The organism is Ferrovibrio sp. GW821-FHT12E11, assembly GCF_058806975.1.
Genome location: NZ_JBXAQG010000001.1, coordinates 3,987,391 through 4,006,891 on the forward strand (window position 1 = coordinate 3,987,391; position 19,501 = coordinate 4,006,891).

The 19,501-nt window shown below is 64.9% G+C and carries 19 protein-coding genes; 17 read left to right on the forward strand and 2 right to left on the reverse strand.

Annotation, left to right across the window (positions count from 1 at the left end):
* Positions 1–118: 118 nt before the first annotated feature.
* Complete coding sequence (locus AC1ROT_RS19880; RefSeq protein ID WP_492970802.1) at positions 119–2,413, forward strand: NADP-dependent malic enzyme; 2,295 nt, start codon at positions 119–121, stop codon at positions 2,411–2,413.
* On the opposite strand, the gene AC1ROT_RS19885 is transcribed toward AC1ROT_RS19880, so the two are convergent.
* On the reverse strand, positions 2,410–3,297 hold the full coding sequence (locus AC1ROT_RS19885; RefSeq protein WP_493001092.1) for a LysR family transcriptional regulator: 888 nt from the start codon (positions 3,295–3,297) through the stop codon (positions 2,410–2,412). The two genes, AC1ROT_RS19880 and AC1ROT_RS19885, sit on opposite strands and share 4 nt — an antisense overlap.
* Positions 3,298–3,402: 105 nt before the next feature.
* On the opposite strand from AC1ROT_RS19885, the gene AC1ROT_RS19890 reads away from it, so the two are divergent.
* The 10 genes from AC1ROT_RS19890 (at position 3,403) to AC1ROT_RS19935 (ending at position 11,776) form a co-directional block, all read left to right on the forward strand.
* The gene (locus tag AC1ROT_RS19890) at positions 3,403–3,855 is read left to right on the forward strand and encodes an acyl-CoA thioesterase (RefSeq protein ID WP_493001094.1); all 453 of its coding nucleotides are present in this window, start codon (positions 3,403–3,405) and stop codon (positions 3,853–3,855) included.
* Complete coding sequence (locus AC1ROT_RS19895) at positions 3,852–4,334, forward strand: PaaI family thioesterase (protein WP_493001096.1); 483 nt, start codon at positions 3,852–3,854, stop codon at positions 4,332–4,334. The genes AC1ROT_RS19890 and AC1ROT_RS19895 overlap by 4 nt, the downstream gene beginning before the upstream one ends.
* 61 nt (positions 4,335–4,395) lie before the next feature.
* Positions 4,396–5,568 (forward strand): isovaleryl-CoA dehydrogenase, encoded by a 1,173-nt coding sequence (locus tag AC1ROT_RS19900; RefSeq protein ID WP_492970798.1) that lies wholly within the window; start codon positions 4,396–4,398, stop codon positions 5,566–5,568.
* Positions 5,565–6,191, forward strand: a complete 627-nt coding sequence (locus AC1ROT_RS19905; RefSeq protein ID WP_493001097.1) for a hypothetical protein — start codon at positions 5,565–5,567, stop codon at positions 6,189–6,191. Before AC1ROT_RS19900 ends, AC1ROT_RS19905 begins: the two co-directional genes overlap by 4 nt.
* Before the next feature lie 11 nt (positions 6,192–6,202).
* Complete coding sequence (locus tag AC1ROT_RS19910; RefSeq protein ID WP_492970796.1) at positions 6,203–6,589, forward strand: RidA family protein; 387 nt, start codon at positions 6,203–6,205, stop codon at positions 6,587–6,589.
* Between the two features lie 17 nt (positions 6,590–6,606).
* Positions 6,607–7,740 (forward strand): acyl-CoA dehydrogenase family protein, encoded by a 1,134-nt coding sequence (locus tag AC1ROT_RS19915; protein ID WP_492970795.1) that lies wholly within the window; start codon positions 6,607–6,609, stop codon positions 7,738–7,740.
* A gap of 36 nt (positions 7,741–7,776) precedes the next feature.
* Positions 7,777–9,558, forward strand: coding sequence for a potassium/proton antiporter (locus AC1ROT_RS19920; protein ID WP_492970794.1), 1,782 nt, complete (start codon positions 7,777–7,779; stop codon positions 9,556–9,558).
* 24 nt (positions 9,559–9,582) lie between these two features.
* Positions 9,583–10,188 carry a 2-hydroxychromene-2-carboxylate isomerase gene (locus AC1ROT_RS19925; RefSeq protein ID WP_493001099.1) on the forward strand — a complete coding sequence of 202 codons (606 nt, stop codon included), beginning with the start codon at positions 9,583–9,585 and terminating at the stop codon, positions 10,186–10,188.
* A 32-nt stretch (positions 10,189–10,220) separates the two neighbouring features.
* A complete protein-coding gene (locus tag AC1ROT_RS19930) occupies positions 10,221–10,820 on the forward strand; it encodes a 2-hydroxychromene-2-carboxylate isomerase (RefSeq protein ID WP_492970792.1) in 600 nt (199 codons plus the stop codon).
* The gene (locus tag AC1ROT_RS19935) at positions 10,817–11,776 is read left to right on the forward strand and encodes a DMT family transporter (RefSeq protein ID WP_492970791.1); all 960 of its coding nucleotides are present in this window, start codon (positions 10,817–10,819) and stop codon (positions 11,774–11,776) included. The genes AC1ROT_RS19930 and AC1ROT_RS19935 overlap by 4 nt, the downstream gene beginning before the upstream one ends.
* Here AC1ROT_RS19935 and AC1ROT_RS19940 read toward each other — a convergent pair.
* On the reverse strand, positions 11,761–12,546 hold the full coding sequence (locus AC1ROT_RS19940) for an SDR family NAD(P)-dependent oxidoreductase (RefSeq protein ID WP_493001101.1): 786 nt from the start codon (positions 12,544–12,546) through the stop codon (positions 11,761–11,763). The two genes, AC1ROT_RS19935 and AC1ROT_RS19940, sit on opposite strands and share 16 nt — an antisense overlap.
* Positions 12,547–12,708: 162 nt before the next feature.
* Between AC1ROT_RS19940 and AC1ROT_RS19945 the strand changes: the two genes are divergently transcribed.
* Genes AC1ROT_RS19945 through AC1ROT_RS19970 form a run of 6 tightly spaced genes read left to right on the forward strand, consistent with a single transcriptional unit; the run spans position 12,709 to position 19,374 of the window.
* Positions 12,709–14,316 (forward strand): carboxyl transferase domain-containing protein, encoded by a 1,608-nt coding sequence (locus AC1ROT_RS19945; protein ID WP_493001102.1) that lies wholly within the window; start codon positions 12,709–12,711, stop codon positions 14,314–14,316.
* 8 nt (positions 14,317–14,324) lie between these two features.
* Complete coding sequence (locus AC1ROT_RS19950) at positions 14,325–15,116, forward strand: enoyl-CoA hydratase-related protein (protein WP_493001104.1); 792 nt, start codon at positions 14,325–14,327, stop codon at positions 15,114–15,116.
* 15 nt (positions 15,117–15,131) lie between these two features.
* Complete coding sequence (locus tag AC1ROT_RS19955) at positions 15,132–17,162, forward strand: acetyl/propionyl/methylcrotonyl-CoA carboxylase subunit alpha (protein WP_493001106.1); 2,031 nt, start codon at positions 15,132–15,134, stop codon at positions 17,160–17,162.
* Positions 17,163–17,164: 2 nt separating this feature from the next.
* Positions 17,165–18,070 carry a hydroxymethylglutaryl-CoA lyase gene (locus tag AC1ROT_RS19960; protein ID WP_493001108.1) on the forward strand — a complete coding sequence of 302 codons (906 nt, stop codon included), beginning with the start codon at positions 17,165–17,167 and terminating at the stop codon, positions 18,068–18,070.
* Positions 18,061–18,516 (forward strand): DUF1489 family protein, encoded by a 456-nt coding sequence (locus tag AC1ROT_RS19965; protein ID WP_493001110.1) that lies wholly within the window; start codon positions 18,061–18,063, stop codon positions 18,514–18,516. Before AC1ROT_RS19960 ends, AC1ROT_RS19965 begins: the two co-directional genes overlap by 10 nt.
* 30 nt (positions 18,517–18,546) lie before the next feature.
* Positions 18,547–19,374: a division plane positioning ATPase MipZ gene (locus AC1ROT_RS19970; protein ID WP_492970784.1), complete on the forward strand. Its 828-nt coding sequence runs from the start codon at positions 18,547–18,549 to the stop codon at positions 19,372–19,374.
* The last annotated feature ends 127 nt before the right edge of the window (positions 19,375–19,501 follow it).

Genomic DNA, 19,501 nt, shown 5'->3' on the forward strand with positions numbered 1-19,501 from the left:
TCCCAGCCGGCGACGTCCTGTCCCACTTTCATCCGTGATGCGGCTGTTGTAAGCCTGATTGCCCCGGCGGCAATCAGCCTGACCGGCTGCCCCTATCGTTGATCCAACGAGTGATTTGATGAAATCCGACCTCGACCGCGCGGCGCTGGAATATCACCGGCTGCCCAAGCCCGGTAAGCTGGAAATTACCCCCACCAAGCCGCTCGGCACCCAGCGCGACCTGGCGCTGGCCTACAGCCCCGGCGTTGCCGCCGCCTGCAACGCCATTGTCGAGGATCCCGGCCAGGCCGCCGAGCTGACCGCCCGCGGCAACCTGATCGGCGTGATCTCCAACGGCACCGCCGTGCTGGGCCTGGGCAATATCGGCCCGCTCGCCTCCAAGCCCGTCATGGAAGGCAAGGCGGTGCTGTTCAAGAAGTTCGCCGGCATCGACGTCTTCGATATCGAGATCAACGAGACCGACCCGGAGAAGCTGATCGCCATCATCGCGTCGCTGGAGCCCACCTTCGGCGGCATCAACCTGGAAGACATCAAGTCGCCGGAATGCTTCGTGGTCGAGCGCGCGCTGCGCCAGAAGATGAAGATCCCGGTCTTCCACGACGACCAGCATGGCACTGCCATCACGGTGGCGGCCGCCGTGCTGAACGGCCTGCGTGTGGTCGGCAAGAAGATCGAGGACGTGCGCCTGGTCGCAAGCGGCGCCGGCGCCGCCGCGCTGGCCTGCCTGGACCTTCTCGTGGCGCTGGGCGTGAAGTCGGAAAACATCGTCGTCAGCGATATCGTCGGCGTGGTCTATGAGGGCCGCACCGAGCAGATGGACGAGTTCAAGGCGCGCTATGCCCGCCCGACCAACCACCGCACCCTGGGTGACGCCATCGTCGGCGCCGATGTCTTCCTCGGTCTTTCGGCCGCCAATGTGCTGAAGCCGGAGATGGTCGAGAAGATGGGGCCGCAGCCGCTCATCCTGGCGCTGGCCAATCCGTCGCCGGAAATCCTGCCGGAAGAGGCCAAGAAGGTACGCCCGGATGCGATCATCGCCACCGGGCGCTCGGATTACCCGAACCAGGTCAACAACGTCCTCTGTTTCCCCTTCCTGTTCCGCGGCGCGCTGGATGTCGGCGCCACCACGATCAACACGGAGATGGAACTGGCTGCCGTCCGCGCCATCGCCGATCTGGCCATGGCGGAAATCTCCGACGTCGTGGCGCGCGCCTATGGCAATGACGAGGCGCTCAGCTTCGGCCCGGAATACTTCATCCCCAAGCCCTTCGATCCGCGCCTGATCCTGCAGATCGCGCCGGCGGTGGCGCAGGCGGCGATGGACAGCGGCGTGGCGACGCGCCCGATCACCGACATGAAGGCCTATCGCGAAAGCCTGGAGCGGTTCGTCTACCGCACCGGCTTTGTCATGCGGCCGACTTTCGAGCGCGCCAAGCGCCGCCCGCTGCGCCTGATCTATGCCGAGGGCGAGGACGAGCGCGTGCTGCGCGCCGCCCAGATCGTGCTGGACGACAAGGTGGCGCAGCCGATCCTGATCGGCCGCCGCGCCGTGGTCGAACGCCGCATCGAGAAGCTCGGCCTGCGCCTGAAGATCGGCGAGACCGTCGAGCTGATCGACCCGGAGCGCGACGACCGCTATCACGAATACTGGACCGGTTACCTGACGCTGATGAAGCGCAAGGGCGTGGCACCCGACGATGCCCGCACCGTGATCCGTACCAACACCACCGTGATCGCGGCGATGGCCGTGCAGCGCGGTGAGGCCGATGCGATGATCTGCGGCGCCGTGGGCCAGTATGACCAGCATCTGCCGCATATTGTCGATGTGATCGGCCTGCGCTCGGGCGTGCTGGTGCCGGCGGCCATGCAGCTCCTCGTATTGCCCCATGGCATGCTGTTCATCACCGATACCAATGTCAGCCTCGATCCTACGGCGGACGAGGTCGTGGCGATCACGCAGCTTGCGGCCGATGAAGTGCGCCGCTTCGGCGTGGTACCGAAGATCGCGCTGCTGTCGCATTCCAATTTCGGCACGTCGTCGTCGCCCACGGCGCTGAAGATGCGCGAGGCGACCCGCCGCCTGCATCAGCTGATGCCGGATGTGGAGATCGAGGGCGAGATGAAGGCCGATGCCGCCGTCTCGGAAGCGATCCGCGAGAAGCTGATGCCCGACAACAGCCTGAAGGGCAGCGCCAATCTGCTGGTGATGCCCAATCTCGATGCCGCCAATATCTCGTCCAACCTGGTGCGCCAGATGGAGCAGGGCTTCTATGTCGGCCCGATCCTGATGGGGGCGGCGAAGTCGGCGCATATCGTGTCGCGCAATGTCACCGTGCGCGGCCTGGTCAACATGAGCGCGGTCGCCGTGGTTGATGCCCAGGATCACGCCGACGCGGCAGCCGCCAAAGTCTAATGCCCGATGACGGGGTGCCGCGCGGCGGCATCCCAGTCATGGCCGCTGGCGAACTCCCGCAACTGCTGCAGCGCCGCGTCGCTGTCGTCGCGCCAGACCAGGCCGATGCGATGGGCATCGCGCAGCTCTGGCAGGCTGAGCGTGGCGATGCCGTCGCTCGCCAGCCAGTGCGGCAGGATCGCAACTCCGAGGCCGGCTTCCACCAGCGCCAGCAGGCCGGCATCGCTTTCGGCGCGGCCGATGATGCGCGGCCGTACATTCAGCGTGTCGAACAGCTTTTCGGCAGCCGGCATGATCTCGGCCTGCGGGCGGATCACGAAGGGTTGGTCCTGCAGGTCGGCAACCCGCACGCTGGCGCGATGGGCCAGGGCATGATGCAGCGGCACGGCCAGCAGGTAGCGCTGGCGGAACAGGGTCAGGCTGCGGTCGTCGCGGTCGTCGGTCAGCGGCAGGATCGCCGCATCGATGCGGCCCATGTCGGAGCGCTTGCTCAGCGTGGCCGCTGGCGCTTCCAGGGTCTCCAGCGCGATATCGGGATGGGCGGCAACGAAGCTGCCGAGCAGGGCGGTCAGGCGCTGCTGCGGCAGGCCGGGAATATAACCCAGCCGCAGCCGCAGTTTCGCCGGCCGGCCTTCCTGGCGCAGTTCGCGGCGTGCGGCGGTCCATTCCTGCAGCAGCAGGCGCGCGCGCGGCAGAAAGCGGGCCCCGGCCGGGGTGAGCTGGGCGGCGCGGGCGCGGTCGAACAGGCTGGCGCCCAGCGATTCCTCCAGACGCTTGATCCCGGCCGAGAGGGTCGGCTGGGTCACGTTGGCGCGCTCGGCACCCCGGGTGAAGCTGCCGGTCTCGGCCACGGCCATGAAGTAACGGATCTGGGTCAGGTTCATGCCGGATAGAGAAAAACTATCCGAACTATAAATACAATCGATTTTCTCTATTCCGATTTGCGGGGTATCAGGGGAGCCAGAGGAAACCCTGAACGAGGCCCGGCTATGGCCGACCGCTATATCGAAACCCTGCGCCTGATGACCCTGGCCTGGCAGTGCGACCATCTGGGTCATGTGAATGTCAGTTTCTACATGGGCTGGCTGGGCGATGCCGCCTTCGCCATGGGCGCCCTTCATGGCTGGGGCCGCGACCAGATGATGACGGAGCATGCCGGTGTCGCCGCCGTCAGGGCCGAGGTGGATTATCAGGCCGAGCTGCGCGGCGGCGATATGGTGCGGATGGAAAGCACGGTGGAGAGCATCGGCGAACGCAAGATCGTGTTCCGTCACCGGCTGATCCGCATCGGCGACGAACGCCAGGCGATGGCGGCGCGGCTGACCGGCGTCTGCATCGATCTGCAGCAGCGCCGCTCGCGGCCATTTCCGCCGGTCTTCATCGACCGTATTGTTGCCGCATTCGATCTGCAGCCTCCCGAACCGAAGGACGCCGCCGCGTGACCCAGTTTTCACAGCCCCAGTTCAAGCCGCAGGTCGAGGATTACGAATCCCGCGTGCGCGACAGTTTCAACCGCCAGCCGGCGATGCATCTGATCGGCGCGTCGATCGCTGCCGTGACGCCCGGTTTCTGCGAAATCGAGATGGTGCGCAAGCCGGACCTGACACAGCAGCACGGCTTCGTGCATGGCGGCATTGTCGGCATGATTGCCGATTCCGCTGCAGGGTATGCCGCCTTCAGCCTGTTTCCGGCCGATGCCACGGTGCTGACGGTGGAATACAAGATCAACATCATGGCACCGGCCGATGGCAACCGCCTTGTGGCACGCGGGCAGGTCACCCGTCATGGTCGCACCCTGACCATTACGGGCTTCGATGTGTTTGCCGAGAAATCCGGCAAGATAGTGCACTGCGCCACCGGGCTATCGACGCTGATGTGCATTATGGGGCGTCCAGATGGGCCCCGCACGGCTGCATCCTGAGCCGCAATCCGCTACAGTCCCGTCACCCGATTCAGAAGTCTCGTCCGAGAAGGGTATAATCATGATCTCCAACAGCTATCCGACGCTCGATTTCGGGCTCGGTGAGACCGCCGATATGCTGCGCCAGTCCGTGCGTGGCTTTGTCGATAACGAGCTGGCGCCGCGCGCCGATGCCATCGACAAGACCAACGAATTTCCGCGCGACCTGTGGACCAAGCTGGGCGATCTGGGCCTGCATGGCATCACCGCCGAGGAAGAATACGGCGGCGCCGGCCTCGGCTATCTGGAGCATTGCGTGGCGATGGAAGAGGTCAGCCGCGGCTCGGCCTCGGTGGGCCTATCCTATGGCGCCCATTCCAATCTCTGCGTCAACCAGATCAGTCGCAACGGCAGCCCGGAGCAGAAGAAGCGCTACCTGCCCAAGCTGATTTCCGGCGAACACCTGGGCGCGCTTGCCATGAGCGAGCCCAATGCCGGCTCCGATGTCGTGTCGATGAAGCTGCGCGCCGACAAGAAGGGCGACCGTTATATCCTCAACGGCAACAAGATGTGGATCACCAATGGCCCGACCGCCGATGTGCTGGTGGTCTATGCCAAGACCGATCCCGCCGCCGGTCCGCGCGGCATCACGGCGTTTCTGGTGGAGAAGGGCTTCAAGGGATTCTCGACGGCGCAGAAGCTCGACAAGCTGGGCATGCGCGGCTCGGATACCGGCGAGTTGGTCTTCCAGGATTGCGAAGTGCCGGAAGAGAACGTGCTCAATCAGGTCGGCAAGGGCGTCAACGTGCTGATGAGTGGCCTGGATTACGAGCGCGCCGTGCTGGCCGCCGGTCCGCTGGGGATCATGCAGGCGGCAATGGACGTGGTGCTGCCCTATATCCATGAGCGCAAGCAGTTCGGCCAGTCGATCGGCACCTTCCAGCTCATTCAGGGCAAGGTCGCCGATATGTATACCGAGATGAATGCCTCGCGCGCCTATGTCTACACGGTGGCGAAAGCCTGCGATCGTGGCCAGACCACGCGCAAGGATGCCGCCGGCGCGATCCTGTTCGCGGCCGAGAAGGCGACCAAGCTGGCGCTGGATGCCATCCAGATTCTCGGCGGCAACGGCTATATCAACGATTATGCCACCGGCCGCCTGCTGCGCGACGCCAAGCTCTACGAGATCGGCGCCGGCACCTCGGAAATCCGGCGCATGCTGATCGGGCGTGAAATCTTCGAGGAGACCAAGTGAAGGTCGTATCCCGCAGCCTTGCCGCCGTTATCCTGCTGTCTGCCGCCTCGGCGGCGGCTGGAGATTCTGGTGCGCGCTGGGAGCATGTGAAGGCGGCTGACCAGCGGGTGCGCTGGGAGGCCGAGGGCCTGACGGCCGCGCCGCAGATGGCCGAAGCCTTCACCTCGCCGCTGGGTTATCGCATCGACCGCTATCTGTGGAAGGCGCAGAAGCCGGCCGGCAGTTTCGCCATCGCGGTGCTGCGCGACCTCAGTGAGGAAGACCATTACCTGAGCGGCCCGGTCGACCTGATAAAATTCGCCACCACGGTTCTGAAGGGGCTGGAGGCGCCGAAGCCGCAGGCCAGCGAACCGAAGGATGTGAAAATGGCGACCCCGACCCGCCCGTTGCTGACCCGGCGTTTCGATCTGGGCACGCGGCAATGTGTGGCGCTTGGCTTCTACGCCCAGCCGCAGGCCCAGGCCGCAGCGTCAGGCAAGACAGCAGCCGCGAAGGAAGAGCCGCTGGCCGAGGGCAGTCTGCGGCTCGATGGCGTCTACTGCGCCGCTGCCGGCCAGCCGCTGACGCCGCAACAGGTGCTGGCCTATGCCGGCGGTCTCTCGCTCACCCCACGGAAAAACTAGGAACCGACCTGATGAACGACCGCCGCCTGATCTCCACCGGGTCTCCCTTCGAGAAGGCCATGGGCTATTCCCGGGCTGTGGTGGATGGCGACTGGGTCCATGTCTCGGGCACCACCGGCTACGATTACAGCGCCATGACCATCAGCGACGATGTGACCGCGCAGGCCGAACAGATTTTCCAGAACATCATCGCCGCCCTGAAACAGGCCGATGCCACGCTGGATGACGTGGTGCGGGTGCATTACTACCTGACCGACGCCAGCTATTTTCCACTGATCGCACCCGTCTGCGGCAAATACTTCGCCAAAGCGCGGCCGGCGGCCACCGCCCTGGTCTGCCAGTTGATCGATCCCAAGATGAAGCTTGAGATCGAGGTTACCGCCCGCAAGCGCATCTGACGCCGAGGACCAAGCCGATGCTGACGCAAGACCAGCAGATGATCCGCGCCATGGCGCAGGATTTCGCCCGCGACAAGCTGCTGCCCGGGGCCGCTGCGCGCGACCGCAGCGCCGAACCGCCGGTGGATCTGCTGCTCGAGATGGGCGGGCTTGGCCTGCTGGGCATGGGTGTTCCCGAGCAGTGGGATGGCGCCGGCGCCGATTTCGTATCCTATGTGCTGGCACTGGAAGAGATTGCCGCCGCCGATGGCGCGATCAGCACCATCATGTCTGTCAACAATTCGCCGGTTTGTGCGGCACTGTTGCGCTATGGCAGCCCTGAGCAGAAGGAACGCTTCCTCAAGCCGCTGGCGCGCGGCGAGTGGATCGGCGCCTTCTGCCTGACCGAGCCGCAGGCCGGTTCGGACGCTTCTGCGCTCAAGACCCGGGCGCGGCGCGATGGTGACGGCTGGGTGATCAATGGCGTGAAGCAGTTCATCACCTCGGGCTCGATCGCCAGGGTGGCCCTGGTCTTTGCCGTCACCGATCCGGACCAGGGCAAGCGCGGTATGTCCTGCTTCGTCGTGCCCACCGACACGCCGGGCTACACCGTAGCGAGTGTGGAACAGAAGCTGGGCCAGAAATGCTCGGATACCTGCCAGATTGTCTTCGAGGACCTGAAAGTGGGGGCTGACGCCCTGCTGGGCGCCGAGGGCGAGGGCTACCGCATTGCACTCGCCAACCTCGAATCAGGCCGGATCGGCATTGCCGCCCAGGCCACCGGCATGGCCCGGGCGGCTTTCGAGGCGGCGCGCGACTATGCCGGCCAGCGCCAGGCCTTCGGAACCGCGATCATCAACCATCAGGCCGTGGCCTTCCGGCTGGCCGATATGGCGACCCGCATCGAGGCGGCGCGGCAGCTGGTGCTGAATGCGGCGCGGCTGAAGGATGCCGGCGCGCCCTGCCTGAAAGAAGCCAGCATGGCCAAACTGTTTGCTTCTGAAATGGCCGAGCGCGTATGCTCGGATGCCATCCAGATTCACGGCGGCTACGGCTATCTCGCCGATTTCCCGGTCGAGCGCATCTACCGGGACGTGCGCGTCTGTCAGATCTACGAAGGCACCAGCGATGTGCAGCGGCTGGTGATCAGCCGCGCTCTCACCGGAAGCTAGACTCAAACGCCCGCAAGGGCCCTGTAAGGAGCGGTATTGAACCAGGCCAACGAGATCCTTTTCATCGCATCTCTGTTGGTCCTGGTCAGCATCTTTGCCGGCTCGGCCTCCAGCCGCTTCGGCGTGCCCTTCCTGCTGGTCTTCCTCGGGCTTGGCCTGTTTGCCGGCGAAAGCGGGCCGGGCGGCATCGTCTTCCGCGACTACCAGCTCACCTATGCCGTCGGCTCGGCGGCGCTCGGCATCATCCTGTTCGACGGCGGGCTGCGCACGCATTTCTCCACGGTGCGGCTGGTGATCGGCCCGGCCTTCGTGCTCGCCACCATCGGGGTGCTGGTGACGGCGGCGCTGGTCGGCGTGGCGGCGCATTTCGCCTTCGGCCTGAAGCCGCTGGAAGCCTGCCTGGTCGGCGCCATCGTCGGCTCCACCGATGCGGCCGCCGTGTTCTTCCTGCTCAACATGAAGGGGCTGGCGCTGCAAAAACGCGTCAGCGGCACCCTGGAAGTCGAATCCGGCATCAACGATCCGATGGCGATCTTCCTGACGCTGGTGATGGTCGAGATGCTGCGGCTGGGCAAGGTGCCCGACACGCTGAATCTGCTCGGCCTGTTCACGGTACAGATGGCGGGCGGCCTGGTGGTCGGTATCCTCGGCGGCTTTTTGCTGGTCGGCCTGTTCAACCGCGTGGCGGTGGCTGGCGGCCTCTATCCCATCGTGGCCATGGCCGGCGCGCTGCTGATCTTCTCGGGCGCGCATTACGTGCAGGCCTCGGGTTACGTCGCCGTCTATGTCGCCGGCCTGGTGCTGGGCAACCGGCGCCATCGCGGCGCGCAGGTGATCCTGCGCTTCTATGACGGCTTGAGCTGGCTTGGACAGATCGTGATGTTCCTGCTGCTCGGGCTGCTGATGACGCCCGAGGAGATGACGCCCTATGCCGTGGGCGGCGGCATCATCGCCGGTGTGCTGATGCTGGTGGCGCGTCCCGTGGCGGTCATGCTCTGCCTGCTGCCGTTCCGCTACACCATGCGTGAAATCGGCTTCATCTCCTGGGTCGGCCTGCGCGGCGCGGTGCCGATTTTTCTGGCCACCATCCCGGTACTGGCCAAGCTGCCCAATTCCGAACTTTATGTCACCGCCGCCTTTGTCTGTGTGCTCGCCTCGCTGACCCTGCAGGGCTGGACGATTGCACCGGTTGCCCGGCTGTTCGGTCTGGAACTGCCGCCGAAGCCCGAAGCCGCGGCCCGTACTGCCGATATCGACCTCGGCTCGACCCTGGATCGCGATATCGCCAGCTATCGCATCGAGGCCGATGCGCCGGCGCTGGGCTACCGTTTCCCCGAGCTGCCGCTGCCGCGACGCTGCCGTATCATCTCGGTGATCCGCGATGGCACGGTGATGGACCGTACCAAGCTGGAAAATATCGAGCCCGGCGACTACCTGCTGATGCTGGCGCCGCCGGAGCAGTTCTTCGCGCTCGACCGGCTGTTCACCGCGCGCAAGCAGGACAAGGCCAAGCGCAAGCGCGAACGCGGCGAAGAGGTGTTCGGCGAATTCGTGCTGGCCGGTGATACGCTGATGGGCGAGCTGTCGGTGATCTATGGCATTGCCGTCGACGAGAAGGACCGTAAGGAGCCGGCCGGCGCCTTTGTCCGCCGTCGTCTGCGCCATCGTCCCGTGGTCGGCGACCGTATCCGTCTCGGCCCGGTGGAGCTGGTGGTGCGCGAGATCCGCAACGACCGCATCACCTCGATCGGCATTGAGCTGGAACCCGAGGAGCATCCGATCCTGCGCGGCTTCCGCCGTGCTTTTGGTTTCGACTAAACAAAAAAAGACGGAGGATGCAGCATGGCGGCTGCACTGGATTTCTATTTCGATTTCGGCTCGCCCTACGGCTATATCGGCGCCCAGCGTATCGATGAGATCGCGGCGAAGCATGGCCGCAGCGTCAACTGGCATCCGATGCTGCTCGGCGCCGTGTTCAAGTCCGAAGGCACGCAGCCGCTGACGCAGTATCCGATGAAGGGCAAATACTCGACCCATGACTTCAAGCGCAGCGCGCGCGAACATGGCATCCAGTTCAACATGCCGCCGAAATTCCCGGTGGCGACCCAGGCCGCCGGACGCGGCGTCTACTGGCTGCAGCAGGAACAGCCCGACAAGGCGGTCGCCTTCATCAAGGCGGCCTACAAGGCCTATTTCGTCGATGGCGTCGACATTTCCGCGCCGGACGCGGTGGGCGATATCGCCGCCGGGCTTGGCGTCGACCGCAAGGCCTTCATGGCCGGCATCGAAAGCCAGCCGATCAAGGACAAGCTGCGCGCCGTGACCGAGGATGCGATCCAGCATCGCGGCGTCTTCGGTTCGCCTTTCACCATTGTCGACGGCGAGCCCTTCTGGGGCGCCGACCGCCTGGACCAGGTCGACCGCTGGCTGCAGCGCGGCGGTTGGTAACATAAAACATAAAAACCGAGAGGAACGCTGCCATGGCCAACCCGATCATCTTCTACTGGGACTTCACCTCGCCCTACGCCTATATCGGCGCCAACCAGATCGAGGCGGTGGCGAAGAAGCACAACCGCAGCGTCGACTGGCGCGCCGTCTCCATCGGCCATCTGTGGAAGGCGATCCCGGATCGCGCGCCGATCCCGCAGGTGAAGATGGAGCATATGATGCACGACTGGACGCGCTCGGCCAAACTCGCCGGCCTGCCCATCGTCTCCACGCCCGATCCGTTTCCCACCGACGTCAAGCTGCCGCGCCTGCTGTTCTACCGGCTGAAGGAGCGCAATCCGGCCAAGGCGGTGGCGGTGGCCAAGGCGGCGTTCCGGCAATACTGGGGCGAGGGCAAGGACATCGCGCGGCCGGAGCATCTCAAGACCGTGGTGCATGTGGCGGGCGTTCCGGAATCCGAGATCGCCGCGGCGGCCGAAGATGCCGCAGCCCGGCAGGCGGTGCTGGATGCCACCGCCGAGGCCAGCGAGGCCAAGGCCTTCGGCACGCCCACCTTCATTGTCGATGACGAGATGTTCTGGGGGGCCGACCGCATCGATCATATCGACCGCTGGCTCAGCAAGCGCAAATGAGCGTCAAACCTGCCGGCGGCGCGCTGGCCGTCACCGGTCTCATCGTTACGGCGCTGCTCTGGGGCGCCATGATCCCGATGACGCATGTGCTGGCGACCCGGCATATCGATCCGTTTTTCATGTCGGCGATCCGCTACCTGATTCCGGCGCCGTTGCTGATCGGCATGGTGCTGGTATTCGATCGGGCCTCGCCCTTCCGTGCGCCGGTGCCCTGGCCGGTGGTGGCGAAGCTGGGCGTCATCATGGCCTGTTTCTCCATCTTCTACACGGTGGGCATCATGCTGTCCGAGCCGGTGCGGGCGGCCATTGCCATGAGCTGCGGCCCGCTGGTGGCAGCGCTGATGACCAAGCTGATGCTGCGCGCCCCGCTGGCGCGCGGGTTCTGGCCGGCGGCGATCTGTGCCGTGATCGGCGCGGCGCTGGTGGCGCTGGATGCCGTGCGCCCAAAGGCCGGCGGCCCCGGCGAGTTCAGCCTGCTGGGCGAAATCATGCTGGTGGGCGCCATGGCGAGCTGGAGCCTGTATTCCCTGAAGGTGCAGGCCTGGCTCGCGCCGCTGGGCTGGAGCAACATGCGCATCACCTGCCTGACCTCGCTGGCCGGCGGCCTGCTGATCTGCGGCCTGTTCGTGGTATTGGCGATGATCACGCCGGCGCGGTTGCCGTCGGAGGTGCCGTCTGCTGCAGCACTCGGCATGCTGGCCTGGGTCGGCATTGGCGGCGCCGGCCTGGCGATCCTGTTCTGGAATTACGGCGTCAGCCATGTCGGCGTACCGGTGGCGACACTCTATACCAGTCTGGCGCCGGTCTTTGCCGTGCTGGTCTCGGCGCTGTTTTTCGGCAGCGCCATCACCCTGCAGCAGATCGCCGGCGGGATACTGATCCTCGCCGGCGTGGTCCGCATGCAGTGGCTGGGCATGAAGGCGGCCCGGGAAGCCGCCCGTCAGAAGATGGTGTAGGCGCCGTCGATCACGAAGCTGTCGCCGGTGTGATAGCTGCTGGTATCGCTCATCAGGTAGGTGGCGATGCCGCTGAAATCCGAACCCTGTCCCCAGCGCCGCACCGGGATGCGCGGCAGCACGTTGCCGCTGAATTTTGGATCGGCGACGCCGGCCGCCGTCATCTCGGTCTCGATCCAGCCGGGCAGGATGGAATTGGCGGTGATGCCGTAGCGCGCCATCTCGACAGCCAGGGCGCGAATCATCGACAGCATGGCGCCCTTGCTGGCGGCATAGGATTGATTCCGCGCCGCGCCATGCACGCCGGCCGTGCTGGCCATGCCGACGAGGCGACCACCGGCCTTGTCGCCGGCCTTGCTGCGCTCGACCATATGTTTTGCGGCGGCGCGCAGCGTGAAGAAGGCGCCATCGAGATTGACCGAGAGCACCCGGCGCCATTCCGCCGTCGCCAGTTCATGGAAGGCGGCGCGCGCCTGGCTGACACCGGCATTGGCGAAACAGCCATCCACGCGACCCATCTGCTTCAGGGCTTCGGTGAAAGCGGCCTCGACCTGCGCCTCATCCGACACATCCACCTTCTGCACCAGCACGCGATGGCCATGGGCCTTCAGTTTGGTTTCGGCCGCGGCATTCTTGGACGGGTTGCCGCCCCAGATCACCAGGTCGCAGCCGGCCTGCGCCAGACCCTCGGCCATGCCCAGGCCGATGCCGCCGTTGCCACCGGTGACCAGTGCCACCTTGCCGCTGAGATCGAAGCCTTTGCCGGCCATGGTTCCTCCATAGTTTTTATCGATGTTGCCAATAGATAAGGCGAAATTAGCAGCTTGCCGCACGGGCTGCATCCTTTTCCCGCCGCACCCCTTGCAGGCTATCGGGGGCGCTGGCATGGTCGGAACAACCACAGCCCGAGAACGAGAAGCAGAAGCCCTGCCATGAGCGCTCTTACCAGCCAACTCGATACCCGTTCGGCGGCCTTCCGCGACAACGCGGCGCAGATGCAGGCGCTGGTCGACGATCTGAAAGCCAAGGTCCGCCTGATCAAGCAGGGCGGCGGCGACAAGGCCCGCGAGAAGCATCTGTCACGCGGAAAGCTGCTGCCGCGCGACCGCGTGCGCACGCTGCTCGATCCCGGCACGCCCTTCCTCGAACTCAGCCAGTTCGCCGCCTATGACATGTATGGTGGTGATATCCATGCGGCCGGCGTGATCACCGGCATCGGCCGGGTGGCCGGGCGCGAATGCGTCATCATCTGCAACGATGCCACCGTGAAGGGCGGCACATACTTCCCGATGACGGTGAAGAAGCATCTGCGGGCGCAGGAAATCGCCATGCAGAATCGTTTGCCCTGCATCTACATGGTTGATTCCGGTGGTGCCAACCTGCCGACCTGGGACGAGGTGTTTCCCGACAAGGAGCATTTCGGCCGCATCTTCTACAATCAGGCCAATATGTCGGCGGCCGGCATTCCGCAGATCGCCGTGGTCATGGGCTCCTGCACCGCGGGCGGCGCCTATATGCCGGCCATGTCGGATGAATCGATCATCGTGAAGAACCAGGGCACCATCTTCCTGGCCGGCCCGCCGCTGGTGAAGGCGGCGACCGGCGAGGTGGTGTCGGCCGAAGACCTCGGCGGCGCCGATGTCCATGCGCGCACCTCGGGCGTCAGCGACCATTACGCCATGAACGACAATCATGCGCTGGGGCTGGCGCGTCGCATCGTCGGCAATCTCAACAGCGTGAAGCAGGTATCCGGCGATGTGCGTGCACCTTTGCCGCCACGCTATGACGTCTCCGAGCTATACGGCGTGATTCCGAAAGACGGCCGTATTCCCTTCGATGTGCGCGAGATCATCGCGCGGATCGTGGATGATTCCGAATTCGACGAGTTCAAGAAGCTGTACGGCGCCACGCTGGTCTGCGGTTTCGCCCGCATCCATGGCTATCCGGTCGGCATCATCGCCAACAACGGCATCCTGTTCTCGGAAAGCTCGCTGAAAGGCGCGCATTTCATCGAGCTGTGCTGCCAGCGCAACATCCCGCTGGTGTTTCTGCAGAACATCACCGGCTTCATGGTCGGCAAGAAATACGAATCCGGCGGTATCGCCAAGGATGGCGCCAAGCTGGTCACGGCCGTGTCCTGCGCCAGCGTGCCGAAATTCACCGTCATCATCGGCGGCTCCTACGGCGCCGGCAATTACGGCATGTGCGGCCGCGCCTACAGTCCGCGGCTGCTGTTCATGTGGCCGAATGCCCGTATCTCGGTGATGGGCGGCGAGCAGGCGGCCAGCGTGCTGGCCACCGTGAAGCGCGACGGCATCGAGGCCGGCGGCGGCACCTGGTCGAAGGACGAGGAAGAGGCCTTCAAGAACCCGATCCGCGCCCAATATGACCGCCAGGGTCATCCGTATTACGCCTCGGCCCGCCTGTGGGACGATGGCATCATCGATCCGGCCGATACCCGCACGGTTCTGGCACTCGGCCTCAGCACGGCCCATAACGCGCCGCCCGAGCCGACGAAGTTCGGCGTGTTCCGGATGTGAGATGCACCATGTCTGACGAACTCGTCCTGCTTGATATCGACAGCCGCGGCGTCGCCACGGTGACCCTGAACCGGCCGCAGATCCACAACGCCTTCAATGACGATGTGGTGCTGCGCCTGACCGCGATCTGGGACCAGGTCGCCGGCCATACCGATGTGCGCGTGGTGGTGCTGAAAGGCGCGGGCAAGAGTTTCTCGGCCGGTGGCGACCTCGACTGGATGCGCAAGTCGGGTCAGGCGACGCCGGAACAGAACCGCGCCAGCACCATGAACATGGCGCGCATGCTGAAAAAGCTGAACGACCTGCCGCAGGCAACGCTCGCCCTCGTACACGGAAACTGCATGGCCGGCGGCACAGGCCTTGCCTCGGCTGCCGATATGGTGGTCTCGACGGCGGATGCGAAATTCGCGCTGACCGAAGTGCGGCTCGGCCTCACGCCGGCGACGATCTCGCCCTATGTGGTGGCCGCCATCGGCCCGCGCCAGGCGCGCCGCTATTTCCTGACCGCCGAACGGTTCAGCGCCGAGGATGCCTGCCGCATCGGCCTGGTGCATGAGGTTGTTGCTGACGAGGCAGCGCTGGCTGCGCGTGGCGAAGACTATATTGCGGCCCTGCTGCAGGGTGCGCCGGGCGCGATCCGTGACAGCAAGCTGCTGATCGGTCGTGTTGCTCATGTACGTGTCGATGATGAACTGATGCAGTTCACGGCGCAGAATATCGCTGACCGCCGCGCCAGTCCGGAAGGGCAGGAGGGCCTGACAGCCTTCTTCGACAAGCGCAAGCCGAACTGGGCGAAGTAAGGGGAGCGTCAGACCGTGTTCCGCAAGATCCTGATCGCCAATCGCGGTGAAATCGCCTGCCGTGTCATCCGCACGGCAAAAAAGCTCGGCATTGCCACGGTGGCTGTCTATTCCGACGCCGATGCGCAGGCGCGCCATGTCGCCATGGCTGATGAGGCCGTGCATATCGGCGGTGCGGCAGTACGCGAAAGCTACCTGCTGCCCGAGCGGATCATTGCCGCCGCCAAACTGACCGGCGCGCAGGCGATCCATCCGGGCTACGGTTTCCTGTCCGAGAATGCCGCCTTCGCCAAGGCCTGCAAGGCCGCCGATATCGTCTTCATCGGGCCGCCGGCTTCCGCCATCGAGGCCATGGGCCTGAAGGGCGCGGCAAAAGCGCTGATGGAAAAGGCCAAGGTTCCGGTGGTGCCGGGTTATCACGGCGACGACCAAGCCCCCGATCTTCTGGCGAAAGAAGCGGATCGCATCGGCTATCCGGTGCTGATCAAAGCCGTAGCCGGCGGCGGCGGCAAGGGCATGCGTCGTGTCGATTCCGCCAAGGAGTTCGCGACTGCTCTGGCCGGTGCGCAGCGCGAGGGCGCCAATGCCTTCGGCGACGACAAGGTGCTGCTGGAAAAGTATCTGGTGAAGCCGCGCCATATCGAAATCCAGGTCTTTGCCGACAGCCATGGCAATGCCGTGCATCTGTTCGAGCGCGACTGTTCGGTGCAGCGTCGCCACCAGAAGGTGCTGGAGGAAGCGCCGGCGCCCGACATGCCGCCGGCCATGCGCAAGGCGATGGGCGATGCTGCGGTGGCTGCCGCCAAGGCCATCGGCTATGTCGGCGCCGGCACGGTGGAGTTCATCGCCGATGTCTCCGATGGACTTCGGCCTGACCGCTTCTATTTCATGGAGATGAACACGCGGCTTCAGGTCGAGCATCCGGTGACCGAGATGATCACCGGGCAGGATCTGGTGGCCTGGCAGCTCGATGTCGCGGCCGGCGGCACCCTGCCGTTGGCGCAGGACCAGCTCTCGATCAACGGCCACGCCGTGGAAGCGCGTATCTACGCGGAAGACCCGCAGAAGAATTTCCTGCCCTCGGTCGGCACGCTGCATCGCCTGCGGGCGCCAGCCGAGAATGCCCATGTGCGTGTCGATACCGGCGTGCGCGAGGGCGATGCGGTCACGCCCTATTACGATCCGATGATCGCCAAGCTGATCGTCTGGGACACGGACCGCAAGTCGGCCTTGCGCCGCATGAAGCAGGCGCTGGCCGAATACCAGATCGCCGGCGTGCGGACCAACACCGCCTTTCTGATCGCGCTGGCTGGTCATGAGGCTTTCATTGCCGGCGACCTGGACACCGGCTTCATCGAGCGATTCCGCGCCGACCTGATCCCGACGCCGGAGCCGGCCTCGCTCACGGTGCTGGCGCTGGCCGCATTGGCTGTCACCCTGGAGCGGCGTGCGTCCGTCGAGCGGCAGGCCCTGTCGAGCGGCGACCGCTGGTCGCCCTGGGCGCAGGTCAGCGGCTGGCGCCTGAACGACCAGGGCTGGGATGAACTGGTGATCCGCGAACGCGATACCGATGTCAGTTGCCGGATTGAATATCTCGATGGCGGCGCCCTGCGGGTGAACGGTCCGGGCGGCCATGTGACCGTGCAGGGCAGCTTGGATGGCGATGGCGGCCTGGATGCCGTGGTCGATGGTCGCCGCCTGCGTGCGGGCATCGTGCGCCGCAAGGATGCCCAGGGTGACGAGCTGGTGGTGATGCTGCCGGGCGAGACCCATCGTCTGACGGTGGTCGATCCGCGGGCGGTCAGCGATCTGGACGAGGGCGGCAGCGGCCATCTCACCGCACCGATGCCGGGCAAGGTGGTGACGGTGCTGGTGGAAGAGGGCGCGAAGGTCGAGAAGGGCCAGCCGCTGATGATCCTGGAGGCCATGAAGATGGAACACACCATCAGCGCGCCGGCGCGCGGCATTGTCGCCAAGGTGAACTTCCGCGCTGGCGACCAGGTCAGCGAGGGCGCTGTGTTGCTCAATCTGGAAGCCGAGGCCTGATCATGGGCATGCCGTCCAGGATCACCCTGTGGGAAGCCGGACCGCGCGACGGCCTGCAGAACGAACCCGGCGTGGTATCCACCGACGTGAAAGTGGAGCTGATCGACCGTCTGGTCGATTGCGGCCTGAAACACGTGGAAGCCACCAGCTTCGTCTCGCCGAAATGGGTGCCGCAGATGGGTGACCATGAAGCGGTGATGGCGCAGCTGAAGCGCCGGGCCGGCGTGACCTATCAGGTTCTGACGCCGAATATGAAGGGCTACGAAGGTGCGCGCGCCGCCGGCGCCGAAGCCGTGGGCATTTTCGTTGCCGCCAGCGAGAGTTTCTCCAAGAAGAATATCAACTGCACCATCGACGAGAGCATCGAACGCCTGCGCCCGGTGGCGGAAGCGGCCCGGCGCGATGGCGTGAAGCTGCGCGGCTTTGTTTCGGTCGTGGTCGGCTGCCCCTTTGAAGGCGCCATCGCGCCCGAGCAGACGGCGAAAGTAACCAAGCAGCTCTACGATCTCGGCTGCGACGATATTGCCCTGGGCGATACCATCGGTGTTGGCACGCCGGGCAAGGTCAAGGCGATGATCGAGGCCTGCGCGAAGCTGGTGCCGCTCGAAACCATCGGCGCGCATTTTCACGATACCTATGGCCAGGCCCTGGCTAATACGCTCGCCGCGCTCGAATGCGGCATCGCACGGCATGATGCTTCTGTCGCCGGCCTGGGCGGTTGCCCCTATGCGCCGGGCGCCACCGGCAATGTCGCCACCGAGGATGTGGTCTATATGCTGGACGGCATGGGGATCGAGACCGGCGTCGACCTGAAGAAACTGGTGCAGACGGCCTGGTGGATTTCCGACCGTCTTGGCCGTCCGCCGGTCTCCAGCGTGGCAAGGGCGCTGAAATCCAAATGCCTGTGAAGAAGCCTGCTCCGAAGACGTCCATCGTTCCGGTTCATCTGCTGAAGATTGCCGTCGGCATCGACAGCATGGATCACTTCCAGGAACGCATGAAAATGCGCAGGAAGGCCGGCAAGACCTTCACCCATTACACGCGGCATATGCCCAAGCGCGCCGAAGAGGTGCTGGCCGGCGGCTCGCTCTACTGGATCGTCAAGGGCTATATCGCCGTGCGCTGCCCCATCGTGCGGCTGGAAGAGGCGGTGCTGGAAAACAAGGGGCCTCATTGCGGCATCGTGATGAAGACCGAGCTGATCCCGGTGCTGCCGCAGCCGCGCCGCCCGCACCAGGGCTGGCGCTATCTGGAAGACGAAGACGCACCGCCGGACGTCTCCAAGGCTGGCAAGGGCGCTGCCGAAATGCCCCCCGAGCTTCTGGCCGAGTTGCGCGCGCTCGGGCTGCTATAGTTTCAACAGGATCTGTATCCGGAGTTCGCCATGACCGCTCAACAGCGGGCACGCATCATTGTCGTCGGCAACGAGAAGGGCGGCTCGGGCAAGTCGACCACCTCGATGCATATCCTGATCGCGCTGCTGACCGAGGGCGGCCGTGTCGCCGCCATCGATCTGGACGGCAAGCAGCGCACGCTGACCCGCTATCTGGAAAACCGGCAGGCTTTTATCGCCAAACATAACCTGCGCCTGGCGATGCCCGAGCATGTGGTGATCACCGAAAGCGACCAGCCGCATCGTCCGGCAGCCGAGGCCGAGGAAGCGGCGCGTTTCGCCGAGGCCGTCGCCGGTCTTTCCACCCGTCACGATTTCATCCTGGTCGACTGTCCCGGCAGCGATACCAACCTGGCCCGTATCGGTCATTCCCATGCCGATCTGCTGATCACGCCGGTGAATGACAGCTTCATCGACATCGATCTGCTGGCCACAATCGATCCGGACACGCTGAAGGTGATAAAGCCCAGTCGTTATGCCGTCATGGTTTGGGAGCAGCGCAAGCAGCGGCTGGCGCGCGACCGCCAGAGTGTTGACTGGGTTGTGATCCGCAATCGCCTCTCGCATCTGGACGCGCGCAACAAGCGCAATGTCGGTCATGTGCTGGAAGCGCTGGAAAAGCGCATCGGCTTCCGGTTTTTGCCGGGCCTGTCGGAACGCGTGATTTTCCGCGAACTTTTCCTCAGCGGCCTGACACTGATGGACCTCGATCGCACCAGCCTTTCGGGCGGCGCCGGCGGCATCAATATGGCGCAGGCGGCGGCGCGTCAGGAGGTGCGGGCCCTGCTGCTCGGCCTCAACCTCATCACCGAGGACTGATCTGCCTTAAACGGCGGCATTGCTGCACTGCACAAGCGAAATTCCTCCATGGGTTTTGCTTGGAGGGCGCGGCCAAGTTATGCTTTATACAACGGCTATTCGACCGGTCCCGTACAGGTTCCGTGGA